We start from the raw sequence: 18559 nt of genomic DNA on the forward strand, positions 1-18559 counted from the left end.
CTCTTTTTGTCTTTTTTCGGAAGGGAACGTCTGATGAAGCAAAACATGGGAGGGCAATCTTATTAAATATAAGCGGAATGGCGGGGCTCAAACCGCGCACGTCCGTCATACACAGAGAGGGAGGTCGTACCGTATGCATCACTTCAACGAGACGTTTATTCAATTATTGATTTTGCTCGCCGTCTCCATGTTCGTCATTGCGCTGGCCAAGAAGCTCAATCAGCCATACTCCATCGCCTTGGTGATCGTCGGGCTGTTGCTCGGCGTCACCAACATCCCGTTCTTAGAGGAGGCGGAGACGTATATTACCCAGTCGCATGTGTTCCAAGCGGTCATTATTTCGCTGTTCTTGCCTATTCTGTTAGGAGACGCGACCTTGAAGCTGCCGTTCTCGCACTTAAGAGCACAGAGCAAGCCGGTTCTTGCGCTGGCCTTCGGGGGGACGCTTCTGTCGTTTCTCCTGATTGCAGGTGCTTCCTATTATGTGCTCGATCTTCCTATCGTAGTAGCCTTTACGTTCGCGGCGCTCATGAGCGCTACGGATCCGATTAGCGTCATCTCGATCTTCAAGTCGCTAGGTGTCCCGAAGTCGGTCGTTACCATCATCGAAGGCGAATCGCTGTTCAATGACGGTATTGCCGTTGTGCTGTTCCAAATTTCCTCCATCTATCTGTTGTCGTATATGGAGATGGGGTGGGCGGGGATTGGCAGCGGTTTATGGCTGTTCCTCAAATTCGCGGTGGGAGGTATCGCGATTGGAGGCGTTCTCGGCTACCTCTTCTCGCAGCTGATTCGGTTCTATGACGATTATCCGCTCGAGATCGGCTTCTCGATGCTGCTGTTCTTCGGCAGTTTCTTCATCGCGGAGCATTTCCATGTATCCGGCGTTATCGCGGTTGTCGTCAGCGGCCTTATATTCGGCAGCTACGGCGCGAGGATCGGGATGTCCGAGACAACCCAGATGAACATTCATTCGTTCTGGGACGTCGTAACCTTAATCGCTAACTCGCTCATCTTCCTCATGATCGGCCTTGAGATCAAGCATGTCGACTTCTCGGACAAATGGCTGCTGATCGCAGCGGCGATTCTGATTGTGCTGCTCGGTCGAACGATAGCCTTGTACGCGAGCGTAGCCTTCCTGAGGAATTTCCCTGGGAGTTGGAAAGCCATACTCAACTGGGGCGGATTGAAGGGAAGTTTGTCCATCGCCTTGGCACTTAGCTTGCCCAGCTCCTTCGAAGGCCGGGACGATGTGCTTGTCTTGACGTTCAGCGTCGTGCTCTTCTCGCTCTTGGTCCAGGGGCTGACGATCAAGCCGCTCGTGCTGAAGCTGGGCCTTGGTGCGGGGGATAAAGCTAAGGCGTGAGGCACGACAATGATGCGAAATGATCTGTAGCGGAGGTGTAGGCTTGAATAAACACGTGCTCCATATCGTTACTAGCGCTGTTTGTATTCTGATACCTGTTATTGGTCTGTTGTATGGGTTGTGGGATAGCCATCAACCCAAAACAGGACCTGTAGGAGACGGCCAACCGAATTATCCTACCGTACCTCAATTAATACCTATTTTTTCTTGTTTTATTATTGGAGTGTTAAATCTCCCGCTTGCCATTATGAGATATAGACAAAATAAAAAGTCTAGCAAAGACAAAGAGAGTTAGCGCTGATAACTCGATCTCAAATAAGAACGAATCACCAATCCCCCTTGACCAGGTCTGCTTTTACTAACGAATAGAAGCTTGATTCAATATGCAAGGACACTTGGAGGAGCTGGCCATCAGCGGGCTATTTTTACCTTGTTTTGGTACAGCAAATAATAAAAATAAAGAAGTGTATTGGCAGTTAGATACGATAGAAACGTCCAGCCAATATTCCAACCGTGATGAAATTGTACTTTATTTAGGAGGGAAAATGTGTACACCAATGTTGTAAGTATCGCAGCAAAGATGAAAACACTTAAGTAGGCCTTATTCTGCCGGAGAAAGTAGAGCATGAAGCATCCAGATACAGGATATACGCCAATATTGGAAATCAAGGCAATCATTAATTCCATATCCTTCGGGTGTAAGCTCCACCATTCAAAGTGCAGACCGATTTCATTATGAATAAAAGCGATGGCGGAAGCTATAGGTCCATACATGATAAGGAGCTTATTGTCACGTTGGATGAGATAGATGCCCAGGATCCAGGGGATTATGAATAGTACCATGAGACTGAAGAGTATCTCAATCACATCCTTGTAGTAACTGTGATGGAAAAAAAACTTACGAATCCCTGCTCTTCCGAATAATCCGCACATACTCCCTTGGCTGGAACGGTCGAATTCGATTCTGATCCACTTGTGGGGCAGCAAGCATCGAGTAAGTTCTACCCAGTAAAGGGGAGACGAGGATATCCTGTTGCTCCTTCTGCAGCCTTGCATGGAAGAGGCCAGCTAGCACTAGGATCATAGCGAATATAGACAAGCAAATTAAGGCTTTTTTGATCAGCATGCGAGAACACTCCTTCTAGGAGGAGTGATTCCCTTCTTGGGCAGATTTCATTCCTGATCAATCTCTCCGGAGATTGACAACTTGAAGAGATAACGGTATGATTCTGACAGTTAACCAAGTGTATATGTTTTTCTCGGAGGAGCCTGCCAACAGCGGGCTCCTTTTGTGTTTTTTTGGAACAAATGGAGAAACTACGTGTCATTATCATCATTTATGGAGGAGGTTGACTTAGAACGTGTCCTTATTGCACATGGCCATTCTACTGCCATTTCTTTACGCCGCGGCGCTAACCGTTATGAGGAAACCGTCATTACGTTTTCATACCGGTTGGATCATACTCCCGATCCCCGTGCTCTTGTTTGTCTATTTTATAAGCTGTATGGCCTCGGTACAGGCCGGGGAGGAGCTCTCGGGGTCGATTCCATGGATCCCGTCGCTGAATATACGATTTACCGTATTCCTTGATGGGCTGGGACTTTTATTTTCCCTTCTTATTAGCGGCATCGGTTCGTTAGTCGTCCTGTACTCGATCTATTATTTGGATCGGAAGAAGGAAGCGCTGCGCAATTTTTATGTCTACTTGCTGTTATTTATGGGAGCCATGCTCGGTGTCGTTCTGGCAGACAATTTGATTATCCTGTACGGATTCTGGGAGATCACCAGCATTTCCTCATTCCTGCTGATCGCGTTCTGGCATAACAGGGAGAAATCCCGTTACGGAGCCTTGAAATCGATGCTGATCACGGTACTTGGCGGACTTGCGATGTTAGCCGGATTCGTCCTCTTCTATATTATGACAGGGACATTCAGCCTGAGAGAAATCATTAACAACGCAGGCTCGGTTAACGATCATACGTTGTTCCTTCCCGCACTCGTTCTCATTTTGCTGGGGGCCTTCACCAAATCGGCGCAGTTTCCATTCCACATCTGGCTGCCGGATGCAATGGAAGCACCTACCCCGGTAAGTGCTTATCTCCATTCGGCTACGATGGTCAAGGCAGGCTTATATCTGGTTGCCCGATTCAGCCCCGTTTTCGCGGGAGAGGCGCTTTGGTTCTGGCTCATTTCCGTCTGCGGAATTGTGACTTTAATATATGGGTCGTTCCAAGCGCTCAAGCAGACGGATCTCAAGGCCATTCTGGCATTCTCTACGATTAGTCAACTGGGACTTATCATGAGCCTGCTAGGATTGGGCTCGGCGGCTGCATTTTATACAGATGGCAGCGATTCGGTGTTCTATGCCAAAGCCACGATGGCGGCCATCTTCCATCTCATCAATCATGCCGTATTTAAGGGAGCCTTGTTCATGGTCGTCGGCATTGTGGATCACGAGACGGGAACAAGGGACATCCGCAAGCTCGGCGGGCTGCTCTCGATCATGCCGATTACGTTCACGATCGCGGTGATCGGGACGTTCTCGATGGCGGGTCTCCCGCCGTTCAATGGATTCTTAAGCAAAGAAATGTTCTTCACCGCCGTGCTGGGCATTACCGAACTGGATCGATTCGACAGTCAGACGCTGCTACGTCTATTCCCGGTCTTAGCTTGGGTTGCCAGCGTCTTCACGTTCGGATACAGCATGATGGTCGTGTTCCGTACGTTCACGGGTCGCCCGCAATTCGAGCAGCTGGAGAAAAAGCCCCATGAAGCTCCGATCGGCCTGCTGCTGTCGCCTGTGGTTCTCGCTGCGTTAGCCGTGGTGTTCGGTCTATTCCCTAACCTGTTGTCCTATACGCTGATCGAGCCTGCGATGGCTGCGATCCATCCCGCGCTGCTGCTGCCCGGCGATCGATTCTATGTGTCGATCCACATGTGGCATGGCTGGACGCCGGAGCTCTTCATGACGATGGGCGTGGCAGTGGCAGGGATGTTGATCTATAAGCTTCATCCGAGATTAAGCGTGCTTCATGAGCCGCTGTTCCGTCGAGTCTCGCTAAATCTGACCTATGATGCTGGCATCAAGCTGCTTCATCAAGGCTCGTTACGAATGACCAATCGTTATATGACGGGATCGTTGCGGCATTACGTCATCTATATTTTTGTCTTTTTGATTCTCTCGCTGGGGTGGGGACTGTATCACTATGGTGCGATATCCGTCAATATGGACCGATTCGCTCCGGTTTCGCTTTATGAAATCGTGATCAATCTGGTTCTGATCCTCTCGGTAATCGCCATCCCATTCGTGAATTCAAGGATGAAAGCCATCATCCTGACAGGTGCCGCGGGATATATGGTGACCTTGTTTTTCGTCATCTTCCGCGCGCCTGATCTGGCCTTGACGCAGATGATCGTGGAGACGGTATCGGTAGCGCTGTTCCTGTTGTGCTTCTATCACCTGCCGAAACTTGAAAAGGAGCAGACCAAGCCTCGTACAAGGATCGTCAAACTGGCGATCTCGGCCGGGGTAGGTGTCATTATGACACTGGTTGCGCTAAGCGCGAGCGGCAGCAAGCTGTTCGAATCCATCTCGGATTATTACCTGCGGAACAGCTATGTATTGGCCGGGGGTAAAAACGTCGTCAATGTCATCTTGGTCGACTTCCGCGGGTTCGACACCATGCTCGAAATCGTAGTGCTCGGTATTGCTTCGCTTGGCGTGTACGCTCTGATCCGCTTGAATCTGGCCTCGGATCGGCCGGAAGCTGTACGTAAGCTTGATTTCGCGAACAGGCTTAACAAGGACCGGCTACCGAGCAATGACGTCATTCTGCGGACGGTTTCGAAGGTTGCCATCTTCATCATTTTGGTCTTTGCGGTGTACTTGTTCTTCACGGGTCATCATCATCCAGGCGGCGGGTTTATCGGTGCGTTAATGACAGCCGCGGCGCTCATCCTGCTTACGATGGCTTTCGGCATGGCTACCATCCGGGAAGTCATACCATGGGACTTCAAGCGACTTACCGCTGTCGGATTGCTTATTGCCATTCTAACGGGAGCCGGCTCTTTCTTATTCGATGCCCCGTTCTTAAGCCATTCGTTCGGTTACTTCAATCTGCCGCTGCTGGGCAAAACAGAGCTGGCGACAGCGGTGCTGTTCGACCTTGGCGTATATCTGACGGTAATCGGCATCACGATGACCATCATTCTGACAATAGGGAGGGATAAATAGCCATGGAGCTGTATATGTCGATGTCCGTCGGGGTGCTGTTCATGGTCGGCGTCTACCTGATTCTGTCGAAGAGTCTGCTGCGAATCATATTAGGCACCTCGCTGCTGACGCATGGCGTTCATCTGCTTCTGCTGACGATGTCTCGCCTGAAGACGGGAGCGGCGCCTTTACTGGGAGAAGGAGCGAATTCGTATGTCGATCCGCTGCCTCAAGCGCTGATTCTAACCTCGATTGTCATTAGCTTCGGCGTGACCTCGCTGTTTTTTGTCCTGGCCTACCAAGCTTACAGGAAGTTAGGGACGGATAATATGGACTTGTTAAGGGGGAAAGAAGATGAATAACCTGCTGGTGCTTCCGTTGCTCCTTCCCTTGTGCACGGCGGTTATCCTGCTGTTCCTGAAGCAATACCTTGTTATCCAGCGCTGGGTCAGTACGGTTAGCGTTCTGATGAATATAGCGATTGCCGGCATCATCGTGATGCAAGTTCGATCCGCGGGCATTCATGTGCTGCATATAGGCGGTTGGATGCCGCCCTATGGCATTGTATTTGTAGCGGATATGCTCAGCGCTTTACTCGTGCTCACAACCTCGGTCGTAAGTGCTTTTTGCTTGTTCTTCGCGTTCGGCACAATCGGCGTGGAGCGGGAACGGTACTATTTCTATCCGTTATTTCAATTTTTGCTGGTCGGGATCTATGGCTCGTTCCTGACAGGTGATCTGTTCAACCTGTTCGTCTGCTTCGAGGTTATGCTGATCTCCTCCTACGCCTTGATTGTGCTCGGGGGTACCAGACGGCAGCTGCGCGAAACCTTGAAATATATGCTGATTAACATATTGTCCTCATCGTTGTTCGTAGCGGCGGTGGCGTATCTGTATGGCGTTGTCGGAACGCTGAACATGGCGGATCTCTCGCTCAAGGTTGCGGAAGCAGGTCAATCCGGCGTCCTGAATGTGATCGCGCTGCTGTTCATGATCGTCTTCGCATTAAAAGCGGGCCTGTTCCTTTTCTTCTGGCTGCCGGGTTCGTATAGCGCGCCGCCTTCGGCCGTAGCGGCACTATTCGCCGCGCTGCTGACGAAGGTAGGGATCTATGCGCTCATTCGGACCTTCACGCTGATCTTCCACTCCAATCCGGAAGTGACGCATAGCTGGCTGATGGGGATGGCCATCGCAACGATGATATTAGGTGCAATAGGCACTGTTGCGTACCATGACATTCGGCAAATTATCAACTATAACGTAGTTGTGAGCGTAGGACTTATTATTATGGGTCTGGCGGTCTCCTCCGAAGAAGGTCTAGAGGGCGCGGTGTTCTACCTCATGCACGACATGCTGGCCAAAGCGCTGCTGTTCCTATTGGGCGGACTGATCATTCAGGTCGCGGGAACAGCCGATTTGCGCCAAATGGGGGGCATGATCAGACGCTACCCGCTGATGGGCGCGATGGTATTCATTACGGCACTAGCTATAGCGGGAATCCCACCGTTCAGCGGCTTCGCAGGCAAGCTGCTGCTCATCCAGGCCGGACTAAGAGAGGGCTATTTTGGACTGACGGCCGTTGCGCTTGGTTCGAGTCTGATTGTGTTGTATTCCTTAATTCGTATATTCATGCAAGCTTTTTGGGGAGAAGAAAAGCCGCTTCAGGAGCAGTCGCCGATGCTGAATCGCAAGCTGATCATGCCGTCCGTCGGATTAAGCCTATTGGTAATCGGAATGGGGCTTGGATCAGAGGCAGTGTATAATCTTGTCGCTGATGCCGGCAGCACCTTGATTCTTCCGATGCAATACGTGGACGCCGTGCTAAAGGAGTAGATGAGATGGCCCTGCAGATTTTATTGAATTTCATTCTTGCGTTCGTTTGGATGTTCCTGAATAATGAATGGTCCGTTGTACAGTTTATCGTCGGGTTTCTGGTGGGGCTCATATGTTTGATGCTGCTTCGCCGCTTTTGGACGTATGAGTTTTATTTGTACCGCGTATGGGCTTTAATGAAGCTATTCCTGTTGTTCAACAAAGAACTGCTGCATTCCAGCCTGGTCGTGCTCAAGCAAATTCTGCAGCCAAAGCTGGCTATACAACCCGGTATCTTCGCGTATGAGACAGAGCTGAAGTCGGATTGGGAAATCACGCTTCTTGCCTGCCTGATCTGTCTGACTCCCGGTACGCTCACATTGGATGTGTCCGATGATAACCGGACGTTATATATTCATGCCATGGATATCCAGGATGCCGACTTGTTGTCGAGGCAGATCAAGTGCACATTCGAGAAAGCGATTATGGAGGTGACCAGAACATGATGGATACGTGGTTGATCTTATCCTTGGCCGTATTGTCACTCTCGATATTGGGCTGTATGTATAGACTGCTGAAGGGACCTTCAATTTCCGATCGGATTGCGGCATTAGACACGATCGGCATTGTTCTGCTTGCTATGATTACCATCGTATGCGCATGGCTTCGAACAACGACTTATATGGATATCGTCCTGCTCATCGGCATCCTGACGTTCATAGGGACAATTGCTTTTGCACGTTATCTCGAGAGAGGCGAGGTGCTCTAATATGGAGACAATTCAAGCTTTCGGAGAACATGCGTTAGGACTGTTCATCTTGATCGGGGCAATCATCTGTGCGATCAGCACCTTCGGACTTATTCGGCTTCCTGATGTGTATTTAAGGTCGCATGCCGCGACCAAGAGTGCGACTCTTGGCGTCCTCATCATCTTGAGCGGATCATTCTTCTATTTCATGTTCTATCTGGATCATATCAGCGCGAAAATCCTGCTCGGTATCGTGTTCGTGTTCCTGACCTCGCCTGTTGCAGGACACTTGAATGGGCGGGCGGCCTATCGAACCGGCGTCCCGTTATGGAAAGAGAGCGTGCAGGATGAACTGAAGCAAGTACGAGAGCATATCAGAGAGGATGCTTAGTAGGAGGTCGTGATGACTGTATTGATTGCTCAACATCCTTATTACAAGATTGAACGAAACCTGTCTTCGGAGGGACCTTCGACCATCCTGCATAACCGTGTCCTATCCTTGTACACCGCCAAAATTGTAACGTTCGCTCGAGAGTTTCCTTTAAGCGAGGTCTATGACATGTCCTACAGAAGAATGGGGGTGGAGGAGGGCCTTCTGTATTTGCATACGAATAGAGGCGTCTACTCCTACCAGGTCCATTCTGATCCCACAGCATTTATTGATACCTATAAAATGGTTGTCAAAAGAAATGTTGATGGAGATCACGGGAAACCTTAATCGTATGCATCGATTCCTCTACATTAGGGTATATAGACTTGTACCATAACAAGGAGGCTTGCCTCCTCTGTGCTAAAGTATGCGAAGCTTGCGGCAACGCGTGTGAGCAGCATGAGCATGAACATTGCCAACGATGTGCCGACGCTTGCTTTGCGTGCGCCGGAGCTTGCTGAGAGATGGCTGCTTAAAATACGAATTTCCCCATTTACAAAATCAGGGATTTGAGTTATGATATTGTCATAGTAAGCACAACGGAATACATGTTTTACCCGGAGGAGCCTGTCACCAAGGGCTCTTTTTGTCTTTTTTCAGAGTCCATATTGAATAGCTGAATATTGCTGTTCCTGGAGGAGCCTGTCACCAAGGGATTGCTGTGTCTATACACAGCGCCGTTGGTGGCGGGTTCTTTTTGTTTTCAATTCGTCGAAGGGGGATTGTGATGGAAACGATCTATCGAAGCCAACAAGGGAAAGAAGCATTACTGAGCAGTTACGAAAGCTATTTAACGGAGCTTGCCGTACCTTTCGAAAGAACCTATGTAAAGACGCGCTACGGCGCAACGCACGTGCTCGAATCGGGTCCTCCGAACGCGCAGCCTCTTGTCATTCTGCAAGGCGGCAATTGCCTCAACCCGATGACGCTATCCTGGTTCCGGCCATTGCTTCAGGAATATCGCATTATTGCACCGGACACGATCGGGCACCCAGGACGAAGCAGTGAGCGAAGGATCTCTGCGCAGGATAACAGTTTTGCCTATTGGCTGGCGGATATTTTGACGCATTACGGACTGAAACGATCTGCTTTCATTGGTCCTTCCTATGGAGGCGGACTCATACTGCGACTAGCGGCATGCATGCCGGAGAGGATCGCCTGCGCGATCCTCGTTAATCCTGCCGGTATGATCGCCGGTCCCACAGGCCGGATGATCCGCGACGTTCTGGTCCCTCTGCTTGGTTACCGGCTGTTCCGCTCCTCCGCTTCGTTGAATCGAATTGCAGATGCCATGGCAATAGGCGCTATAGACGATGAGGAGAGTCGCGTGTTAGGTGAGATTTTGCAATATGTAAAGCTTGAACGCAACATGCCTAAGCTCGTTGACACGGAGGAGTTATTCTACTATCGTGCTCCTACATTAGTGTTAGCGAGTAGCCGAGATCTCTTCTTCCCGGGCGAGGAGGTTGCGAAGCGAGCCAAGGAAGTCATTCCCAATCTTGCCGGATCGATCGTGTACGAAGGCGGACATTTTCCTCCACCGCAAGTCAAGAGGCGGATGAATGACGATATTCAACGATTTCTAGCCATGTTTTATCATGAAACTTACTCGTAGGAGGTGTGGGATGGAAGCATTAGAGACGCTATTCATCGAAGCATGCAATTGGATGAATCCGTTCCTCGTCACAGGGCTGATTTCACTGCCATTCGTCATCGAAGCCATCCTTATCTAGTGCTGTATTTCGGAAGGACGATCTATAAAAAGTGGAGGTTTGCACAATGGAGACGTTATTCCTGTCTTGCCTGTTCGGTGGTGTGTTGTTCGCACTTGTCAGTGTAGTGCTCGGGGATTGGTTAAGCGTGGCGCTCGACGGCGCATTGGATTTTCTGTCGGTGGATGGCATTCGGATGTGGCAGCCGATGACGGTGGCGGGATGGATCACGACTTTTGGCGGAGCGGGACTTTTATTGAAGGAATATACCGGGCTCGGTACAGCCATCGTGATGGTGCTGGCGTGCATAGTCGCGCAATTGCTTACGCTTGCCTTCTACTTCCTATATATCCGTCCCATGGAACGAAGCGAGAACTCGGTCGGCTACTCCGTAATGGAGCTAGTCGGAGTCATCGCCGAAGTGCTCACGCCTGTACCTGCCCAAGGCTACGGCGAGGTGACGCTTCGAGTGGGGGCGAGTTACACCCATCATATCGCATCAAGCTACGAAGGAGTCGGTATTGCTGCCGGCGCCAAGGTAGTCGTGGTGGAAGTTGAAGAGAAGGAGGGGGTACTCCAGGTAGCAAGTATTGAGCTTTAAGTCGAAGTGAAACCACACATTTTAAAAACGAGAGGAGTTTTTCGCAATGAATATCCCCGATTATATGGTGATTCCCGCAATTGTAGTAGGTGTATTGGTGGTGCTGGGGTTGGCATTCTGGGCCAGATACAAGACGGTTGGTCCGGACGAGGCGATGATAGTGACCGGTTCGTTCCTGGGCAGCAGCAATGTCATAACAGATGAGGCCCAGCGCAAAATAAAAATCGTGCGTGGAGGCGGCTCGTTCATTATTCCGATCTTCCAACAAGCCGAGTATCTATCCTTGCTGTCCCACAAGCTGGATGTCTCCACCCCTGAGGTGTACACGGAGCAAGGCGTGCCCGTACTGGCGGATGGCGTCGCGATTATCAAAATCGGCGGCGTGGTCGAAGATATCGCGACGGCAGCTGAGCAGTTCATGGGCAAGCCAATTGAGTCGTTGAAATCGGAAGCACAGGAGGTGCTAGAAGGTCACCTGCGCGCGATTTTAGGATCTATGACCGTGGAAGAGGTGTACCGCAACCGGGATAAATTCGCCCAAGAGGTGCAAGGCGTTGCAGCGCGTGATTTGAAGAAAATGGGTCTGGTCATCGTCTCCTTCACGATTAAGGATGTGCGCGACAAGCACGGTTACCTGGAAGCGCTAGGTAAACCACGAATTGCGGTTGTCAAACGAGATGCGGACATCGCGCAAGCGGAAGCGATACGGGACGCTAGAATTCAAAAAGCACGTGCGGAAGAGGAAGGCCAGAAGGCGGAATTGCTGCGCGACACGAACATTGCTGAGGCGAGCAAAGAAAAGGAATTAAAAGTAGCGTCATTCAAAAAAGAGCAAGATACCGCTAAGGCAGAAGCCGATCAGGCTTACGCGGTACAAGAGGCTCGGGCTAAACAATCCGTCGTGGAAGAACAAATGCGAGTCGAGCTTGTTCGCAAAGAGCGCGAGATTGACCTGGAGGCAAAGGAAATTCTCCGCAGGGAAAAGCAATACGACTCCGAAGTAAAGAAGAAAGCGGATGCCGAGCGATACTCCGTCGAGCAAGCGGCCGAGGCCGATAAAGCCAAGAAGCTTCGTGAAGCGGATGCACTTCAATATCGCATCGAGGCGGAGGCGAGAGCGAATGCCGAACAGAAGCGTTTGGAAGGACTGGCGATTGCGGAGGCTGAACGCGCCAAAGGTACAGCGGAAGCCGAAGTCATTCGTCTGCGCGGCCTGGCGGAAGCCGAAGCGAAGGAAAAGTTGGCGCAGGCCTTCGAGAAATTCGGGGAAGCGGCTGTGCTTGATATCGTCGTCAAGATGTTGCCGGAGCTGGCAGGCAAAGTAGCAGAGCCGATTAAAGGCATCGACAAGTTGACCGTTGTGGATACGGGCCATGGCGAAGGCGCAGCTCGTGTCAGCAATTATGTAACTTCGCTGATGGCTACCGCACCAGAGATGTTGAAGAGCGTCTCGGGACTGGACGTGAATGAGTTAGTCAAAAACTTGACGAGCGGCCGCAGCGCGAACAAAGAATTGCGAGTTCCAGAGGATAGGTAACAGTAGGGTAAGTAGGAAAAGTCTGAATCAATTGAACGATCTTTGTCCTGTGATCTCTTGGGACGGAGGTCGTTTGTTTTTCAATTTCTAAGGTAGGTTTGGGGAACCAAATTAGAAAACTGGCCTTAACTATAAACAGAAAATCAATGCACCTAAGAATGATGTAGTACGAGGAACAGACAAGTATCGTCAAATTTATCATAAGACTGAGTTATTTTATTCAACTGCCAAAAATATATTGAAATTGTGTCAGTTGAATTGTAGAGAATAACTTTTCCTTGGCAGAATTAAACGATCATGGCTGACAACTAAGTCATCAATGGGGAGGTCGCTGCAATGATTAGAGATATTCGCTACACATACATGTCGAACGGCACAATTGACGTTAGATGGGATGATGGGCGTGTACGCACTGTTGGGGTTATCAATAAAGAGGAATTTGGATTATTTAAAATTGCCTTTAATTATTTTCTTTATGAAACTCCATTTAATACTTTAAGGTTGGAGCAGATTGAGCGCATAATCGAGAATGGATTTAAATTGCAATTGGCTAGTAAATTAAAAATGGATCTTAAAGATGAGGCTTTTACTCGCATCCATGCACAAGTTGAACGAGTTGCCTACAAAATAGGCAGACGTGAATTTGAACATCTGACTATTGAAGAAGAATTAGGCTTGCAAGAACAAAAATCCGATTATCAGATTCTTCTGGCGGCAAGGACAGGAGCTGGAAAAAGCACCATTATTAAAAGCTGCAGCTCCCTTCCAGACAACGTTAACTTCCCCGTTATTAATGCCAATCGAACGACTACATTCCCAACGGAGTATGTGCTTTCGAATGATTTAACCTATGATTTTAAGATCGTGTTTCATGATAAAGAATGGATTATTCCAAGAGTACAGGATGCTCTTGCAGCATTTATCAAAAAATATATCTCGCTTAAATGTGGCCAAGGCCTTGTTTCTGATGGCTTACTTGAAGAATGCGTAGAGGCTTTCAATAATGCAGATGAACAGAATATATTTATTATTCGACATGTATTGGGTCAATATAAAATAGATGCGAAGTCATCGCTTGATATTGAGTTAAATGCTTTTTGGAACACCCTTTATGCCATGATCGAAGATTGGTATATGAATGTAACTCGCAAAGAAGAGGTAACCAGTATTTCAACAAGAGATTTTTTAATCGAATATATGCATCAAAAGTTAGAGAATGATTTAGACAGTAACACTAATCCCTTGAATTCAAAAGGGAAAATTATCTCTATGATTTACGAGTATATACAAAAAAGAGTTTATAACATTCTAAAAGAGGCAGAAACAACTCGAGCAAAGCAGACAACCATAGGAGGCTCTCCGGGGTTCGGTATAATAGAAAATTCTAATACGATTAAAGGTTATCATGGAGTCTATTCCCTGCAAGAGGCTTGGAACATGCTGCGCTTCTTTTTCAGTCGAGACTCATCTGATATTGGCAAATCGATTACTCCATTGGTGAAGAGAGCTAAAGTGAAAGTGCCATATAATCAAGAGTTTAATGGCAAGTATGCAACAGTTTCACTTCACGATATAGTGGGCTATGGGCACAGTAATTCTGATACCGGCTCGTTGGAAGGAAGTATTTTAATTAACTATTCGCATTTTGACGTTATTGCTGTAATAGAACGTTCTGATGATCCTATGAACGAAGTTACAAAGAAAATACTGAAGAACTTATTAGACACTGCACTGAAGAAAAAGATACTTATCTGCTACAGCCACTATCACAGATTAAACAAGGATGATTGGTCTGAAGAGACCTATGAGCAGGAAAGAGAACATGAGTTGATAAAATTGCAAGAACAAGCGTTACGAAAAATGAATACGGACCAGCATGATATCTCTGAGTTAAATGCACTAAGAACCATGTTTTTACGCTATGATGTGTACGAAGAAGGTGCAAGACGGAAGACAAGAGTTATCAAAAATCGCAAGGACGCTGAGGAGTTCGTATCTAAAGTAGTCTCAGTCGCTGAATCTGTCCATGAAGCACAGCTAGAGAAACCAATAGAGCTTAGGTACGATGCTAGTATTATCAATACCGTTTATCAAAAAGCAAGAGAAGATTTTTTAAGAATACAAAAGGAAGTATATGATGACGCTCGCCCTCCCCATTACGCGATAACCAAAGCCCTTACTAAAAGATTGTGGTATAAAGAGACTCATTATGGTAATTCAAATATGATACTAAAACCATTAGACGATTTTCATATGTGCTTTATGACTCACTTCAACGATTTTCTAAGCCAATCTATTCTTGTTACTCAACTAGACGATGAAGCATCACTGCTTATTCTTGACCATATAAAAGAAAAGGTAGCTCAGGACCTGAAAGATGAAGTTCGCATGGTATTTCTTAATACTATTCCAGCGGATATCGAACCACAGAAGTATATCTGGGACAATGAATGGGAGGAGTGTTTTTCTTTTAGTGGTCAAAAATCAGATGTGAAACGTAGAGCTCGAATATTAGAGATTTTTGAACGAATCGTGCCTAAAGTCGAGATGAATAAGAAAGCATACTGGGTTCATTTTCTCGAAAGACAATTAAAAGCATTGAATGTAATTAAGAACTACTGATTTATATATGCTGGAGACATCTGCGGGCTTGTAGCAGTTAGAAATCCAATAGCTCAAAAAGATAATCAAAGGACGAATGCGAAATCTGTGTTCGTCCTTGTTTGTTACGTTCTAACTAGCAGTACCAGACAAATCATGACCAAGCAGAAGAGGATCAATCACGGAGTCTTCCGCAATAAGCCGGCGATTATGACAGGGTTTGCATTCAGCATATCAAAAACAAGCATGAGAAGGCTGTTGCCTGATCGTCAAGGTGGATACAATACTTCGGTAATCTGATGATTGATGTGTGTGACCATCCATTATGTGCTTCAATGATAGGGGCTTTATTCCAGCTCATTTCTAAAGGTGATAATATAATCATTTAGGTGTTTTATTCATCTGTCATGGCAATGTTGCAGAGCGATACGAGATTGCTGCTTGTTAAGGCCAACTCTGGATGATGCCCCCAAGTATTCAGCGAAGCTTTAAGCCAAGAATATTTATTAGGACTCGACTTCTACACGAAGTGGTTATTTATCGTGTCTATGAAAGTTGAGTCCGGTATAAAGTGAATAATGACAATTCGGTTTTGTCAACAAATCTTTTTGTTAGAATTTTTTAATTTTTGTAATTCATTTGTAATATTACATTTCCATTCATTCCTATGGTATATTATGGAATGTAAGGCAAATAACTTGTATGGAGGTTTCAAAAAAGGTATGAATGGATTCAAGAAGAGTTTATCTACGGTTCTTGCTGTCGGCTTAGTCACAACATCACTTGCTGCTACTGGTTTCGCTGCTGAGAAATCTGATACTCAATCAACTCAAACTTCAAGAAATCTTTACACAGCTAATAATGAGTTTCTCGGTACTGTTACCACTAATACTACTATTACACTTAGTAAAGAAGGCCAAGATACTCTCTTTACAGTAACAAAGACTAACGATTACACATTGGAACCAAAATATAGTAGCATTAAAGAGTACCAAGCTGAGTTTGCAGATGGTACTGAAACAAGAAACTATCGATTAACAAAAAACAAAGAGATTTATGTTGACGGTGAGTTGTTAGAAACAGGTGAGGATAATAGTAACGCCCTTAGTAGCGGAATTACAGCATTGAATGCTACAGGTGGTGTAGCTGCATATTCCCACTATTATAGCACTAGCGACTACAAGAAATTTACTTTTGCGACTTACAGCGATGTAGATTTTGCCGCTGATTCTGATAATCTGAAAGCTTCAGGTTCTCATGTATCTAAAACAGTTGCTCCTACAGTTACATTCTTTGATTCAGCACGGTCTAATATTGATATGTTTTCAAATGATTACACTGCCTATCAAGCTGCTCTAGCCTCGCTAGCAGTTGCTTTAGGAACAACAATTGTTACGTGGGGAACCGTAGTTGGTGCACTCGCTGGTGGTGCAGCATCTGCAGCAGCTGCTGGTGTCGCAATCGATCAGTTTAATAGTATGGAAACTCATATTGGGCAAGCGTATGGTTATGTTAATAACATGTAATCCACAAGAATATTAATATTTAGGATTTGATAGCTATGAAGTTTTTATAGCTATCAAATCCTTATTCCATTTGGAGAGGACGTTGTATGATGATATATGTTTTTGCAGTATTAGTCGTTGTGCTTATTGACATACTAATTACTTATAGGTTGATTAAGTATAAAAATGAAGACTACAAAAAGTATAGAAAAGAGAATTTAGGTCTGATTATCTCAGGCACAGCGGTATTGGTAATAACCAAAATTCCATCGTTATACTTGTTTATTCTTCTTGGAATAAACGCACTCTTGTTCATAACCGTATTAACTAGATTTCAAAATAATCATGAACGGAGAACTGATTAAATAAGTAAAATCTTGTCTTTAAGTTGTTATTCAGAGGTTGATATCTTGACTAGTCAACTGTGAATTAACTTAGATTGGCGATACTTTACTTAAATGGGGATATTGTGAAAACCGCCCGAGTTTGGGTGGTTTTTCTTTCCTGGTTTGAGAAAAGATTCTTTAGCAGTCCAGCGTGTCACATCAGAGAGACCACACGATCGGCCGCCGTTCGTCGTTGAACTTAATGGCAGGTCAGTTCCAATATATGGTATGATATTCAGAGAATGATTTAATGCTGTGTACCAGAGATGGAGGGTTTGCCATCAACTTCACTAACTTGCGAATTCTCGGAATATTGACTGTATTTCAGGGATTGTTGTACTTCCCTCCAATATTAGAGTACTTTTGGGGTTGGAGGTTCGTACCGATAGGTTTATTGTGGTGTCTTATACAAGTCTCCATGGGATATGCCTTGTGTTCTAGAGAATGGATGGAAGATAGGCGAATAACATATATCATCTTGCTTTGCAATTTGATTTATCAAATGATGTGGAGTTACTTTATAATTGACCACATTAAAACGGTTCACTACATATTGCCTGGTTATATCCCCTACTTCATGCATTTTTTGTTGGTTATACTCAATGGTTTCTTTTTTCTAGCGTTACAGGTTAAACGGACACCATCGAACTAGCCGGGAACAATAGCTCAACGATTACAGTGAAGCGGCAGTCGCAGAAGGCTGTCGTTTTCTCATTTAAGATCATGCGCAGCGAGCCATATCAAAGGTAATGGCAAGTTTTTTCGGATTCATTACGGAAATCTATTTCTTCGGGCAATTCATCGCTTGACCCGGCACCATAGTCCGGGGTTTATCATAATTAATGGGAGGAGGTTGCGCGATGAATAGACTCACGATCAGTCAAGTGGCCGGAGCGGCGAACGTTAACCTAGAAACCGTCAAATATTACGAAAAGCGCGGGTTGCTGCCAAAGCCGGCCAGAAGCGAGTCGGGGTATCGGATGTATTCCACAACCGCTGTCGAAGATATTAGGTTGATCAAGAGAGCGCAAGATATCGGTTTTTCGTTGAATGAAATCAAGCAACTTCTGGCGGTGATCAATCAGGAGAGCTACTTTCCAGCGGAGGAGATACAGGCGCTAGCGATCGCAAAAATAAAGGAAATCAATGAAAAGATCACCCGGTTGGCGAGCTTCAAATCGCTGCTGGAGCAAGCGGTCGAACGTCCTGCGCATTTTGACCCTTCTCCCAAACCCAATTGCCCCGTGTTAAAAAGATTAAGAAAAGACGATGCTAATGAGCAAAACGATCGAGATTTTTAAAGACGGCAGCCCTCAATTGGAGGAACTCGAAGCCCTAGTCAGAGAGTTGACTTGCCCGCGATGCTCCAATTTCGTTTACAACACGGGTAGCCCAGGCACCAAGTCGCAGATGCAAGCCAAAGCGGCGGAATATGGAATCGAATCCTGGCCTGCGGTTACTTTGGATGGTAAAGCGGTGTCGCCGGAACAGCTTAAGAAGGGGAAAGTAGCGGAAATCGTACGAAACCTGTTTCACAAATAGACCCAACATCCGGCTGTACTTTGCACTTGGTCATGATGGAGAATTGTGGTTTGACTCAGATTGACGTTACGCTATCGGAGAACGCTAGTTCAACACGCTGATTAT

General features: G+C 46.7%; 15 protein-coding genes and 1 pseudogene. All 16 read left to right on the forward strand.

Annotated features, from left to right (window positions below; genetic code table 11):
- Positions 1 to 133 precede the first annotated feature (133 nt).
- Positions 134 to 1366, forward strand: a complete 1233-nt coding sequence (locus FHS18_RS27090; RefSeq protein ID WP_183603522.1) for a cation:proton antiporter — start codon at positions 134 to 136, stop codon at positions 1364 to 1366.
- Between the two features lie 383 nt (positions 1367 to 1749).
- Entirely contained in the window at positions 1750 to 1932 is a 183-nt protein-coding gene (locus FHS18_RS27095; protein WP_183603523.1) for a hypothetical protein, read from the forward strand.
- Between the two features lie 795 nt (positions 1933 to 2727).
- On the forward strand, positions 2728 to 5601 hold the full coding sequence (locus FHS18_RS27100) for a Na+/H+ antiporter subunit A (protein WP_183603524.1): 2874 nt from the start codon (positions 2728 to 2730) through the stop codon (positions 5599 to 5601).
- 2 nt (positions 5602 to 5603) lie between these two features.
- Entirely contained in the window at positions 5604 to 5942 is a 339-nt protein-coding gene (locus FHS18_RS27105; RefSeq protein WP_183603525.1) for a Na(+)/H(+) antiporter subunit C, read from the forward strand.
- Positions 5935 to 7413, forward strand: a complete 1479-nt coding sequence (locus tag FHS18_RS27110; protein WP_183603526.1) for a Na+/H+ antiporter subunit D — start codon at positions 5935 to 5937, stop codon at positions 7411 to 7413. The genes FHS18_RS27105 and FHS18_RS27110 overlap by 8 nt, the downstream gene beginning before the upstream one ends.
- 5 nt (positions 7414 to 7418) lie before the next feature.
- Positions 7419 to 7898, forward strand: coding sequence for a Na+/H+ antiporter subunit E (locus FHS18_RS27115; RefSeq protein WP_183603527.1), 480 nt, complete (start codon positions 7419 to 7421; stop codon positions 7896 to 7898).
- Positions 7895 to 8161, forward strand: a complete 267-nt coding sequence (locus FHS18_RS27120; protein ID WP_183603528.1) for a Na(+)/H(+) antiporter subunit F1 — start codon at positions 7895 to 7897, stop codon at positions 8159 to 8161. Before FHS18_RS27115 ends, FHS18_RS27120 begins: the two co-directional genes overlap by 4 nt.
- Position 8162: 1 nt before the next feature.
- Positions 8163 to 8531: a monovalent cation/H(+) antiporter subunit G gene (gene mnhG / locus FHS18_RS27125; protein WP_183603529.1), complete on the forward strand. Its 369-nt coding sequence runs from the start codon at positions 8163 to 8165 to the stop codon at positions 8529 to 8531.
- Between the two features lie 377 nt (positions 8532 to 8908).
- Positions 8909 to 9031: pseudogene (locus FHS18_RS34655) on the forward strand (four-helix bundle copper-binding protein); the annotation flags it as partial.
- 266 nt (positions 9032 to 9297) lie between these two features.
- Entirely contained in the window at positions 9298 to 10185 is an 888-nt protein-coding gene (locus tag FHS18_RS27130; RefSeq protein WP_183603530.1) for an alpha/beta fold hydrolase, read from the forward strand.
- Positions 10186 to 10349: 164 nt separating this feature from the next.
- Positions 10350 to 10883, forward strand: coding sequence for an NfeD family membrane protein (locus tag FHS18_RS27135; RefSeq protein WP_183603531.1), 534 nt, complete (start codon positions 10350 to 10352; stop codon positions 10881 to 10883).
- 46 nt (positions 10884 to 10929) lie between these two features.
- Positions 10930 to 12420 (forward strand): flotillin lipid rafts scaffold protein FloT, encoded by a 1491-nt coding sequence (gene floT / locus FHS18_RS27140; RefSeq protein ID WP_183603532.1) that lies wholly within the window; start codon positions 10930 to 10932, stop codon positions 12418 to 12420.
- A gap of 336 nt (positions 12421 to 12756) precedes the next feature.
- Complete coding sequence (locus tag FHS18_RS27145) at positions 12757 to 15042, forward strand: hypothetical protein (RefSeq protein ID WP_183603533.1); 2286 nt, start codon at positions 12757 to 12759, stop codon at positions 15040 to 15042.
- Positions 15043 to 15743: 701 nt separating this feature from the next.
- The gene (locus FHS18_RS27150) at positions 15744 to 16547 is read left to right on the forward strand and encodes a hypothetical protein (protein ID WP_183603534.1); all 804 of its coding nucleotides are present in this window, start codon (positions 15744 to 15746) and stop codon (positions 16545 to 16547) included.
- Between the two features lie 1225 nt (positions 16548 to 17772).
- Positions 17773 to 18213: a MerR family transcriptional regulator gene (locus tag FHS18_RS27155; RefSeq protein ID WP_183603535.1), complete on the forward strand. Its 441-nt coding sequence runs from the start codon at positions 17773 to 17775 to the stop codon at positions 18211 to 18213.
- A complete protein-coding gene (locus FHS18_RS27160; RefSeq protein ID WP_183603536.1) occupies positions 18188 to 18454 on the forward strand; it encodes a thioredoxin family protein in 267 nt (88 codons plus the stop codon). The genes FHS18_RS27155 and FHS18_RS27160 overlap by 26 nt, the downstream gene beginning before the upstream one ends.
- Positions 18455 to 18559: the final 105 nt, after the last annotated feature.

The sequence above is a fragment of the Paenibacillus phyllosphaerae genome (assembly GCF_014192105.1).
In the GTDB taxonomy this organism is placed as follows: Bacteria; Bacillota; Bacilli; order Paenibacillales; family Paenibacillaceae; genus Paenibacillus_Z; species Paenibacillus_Z phyllosphaerae.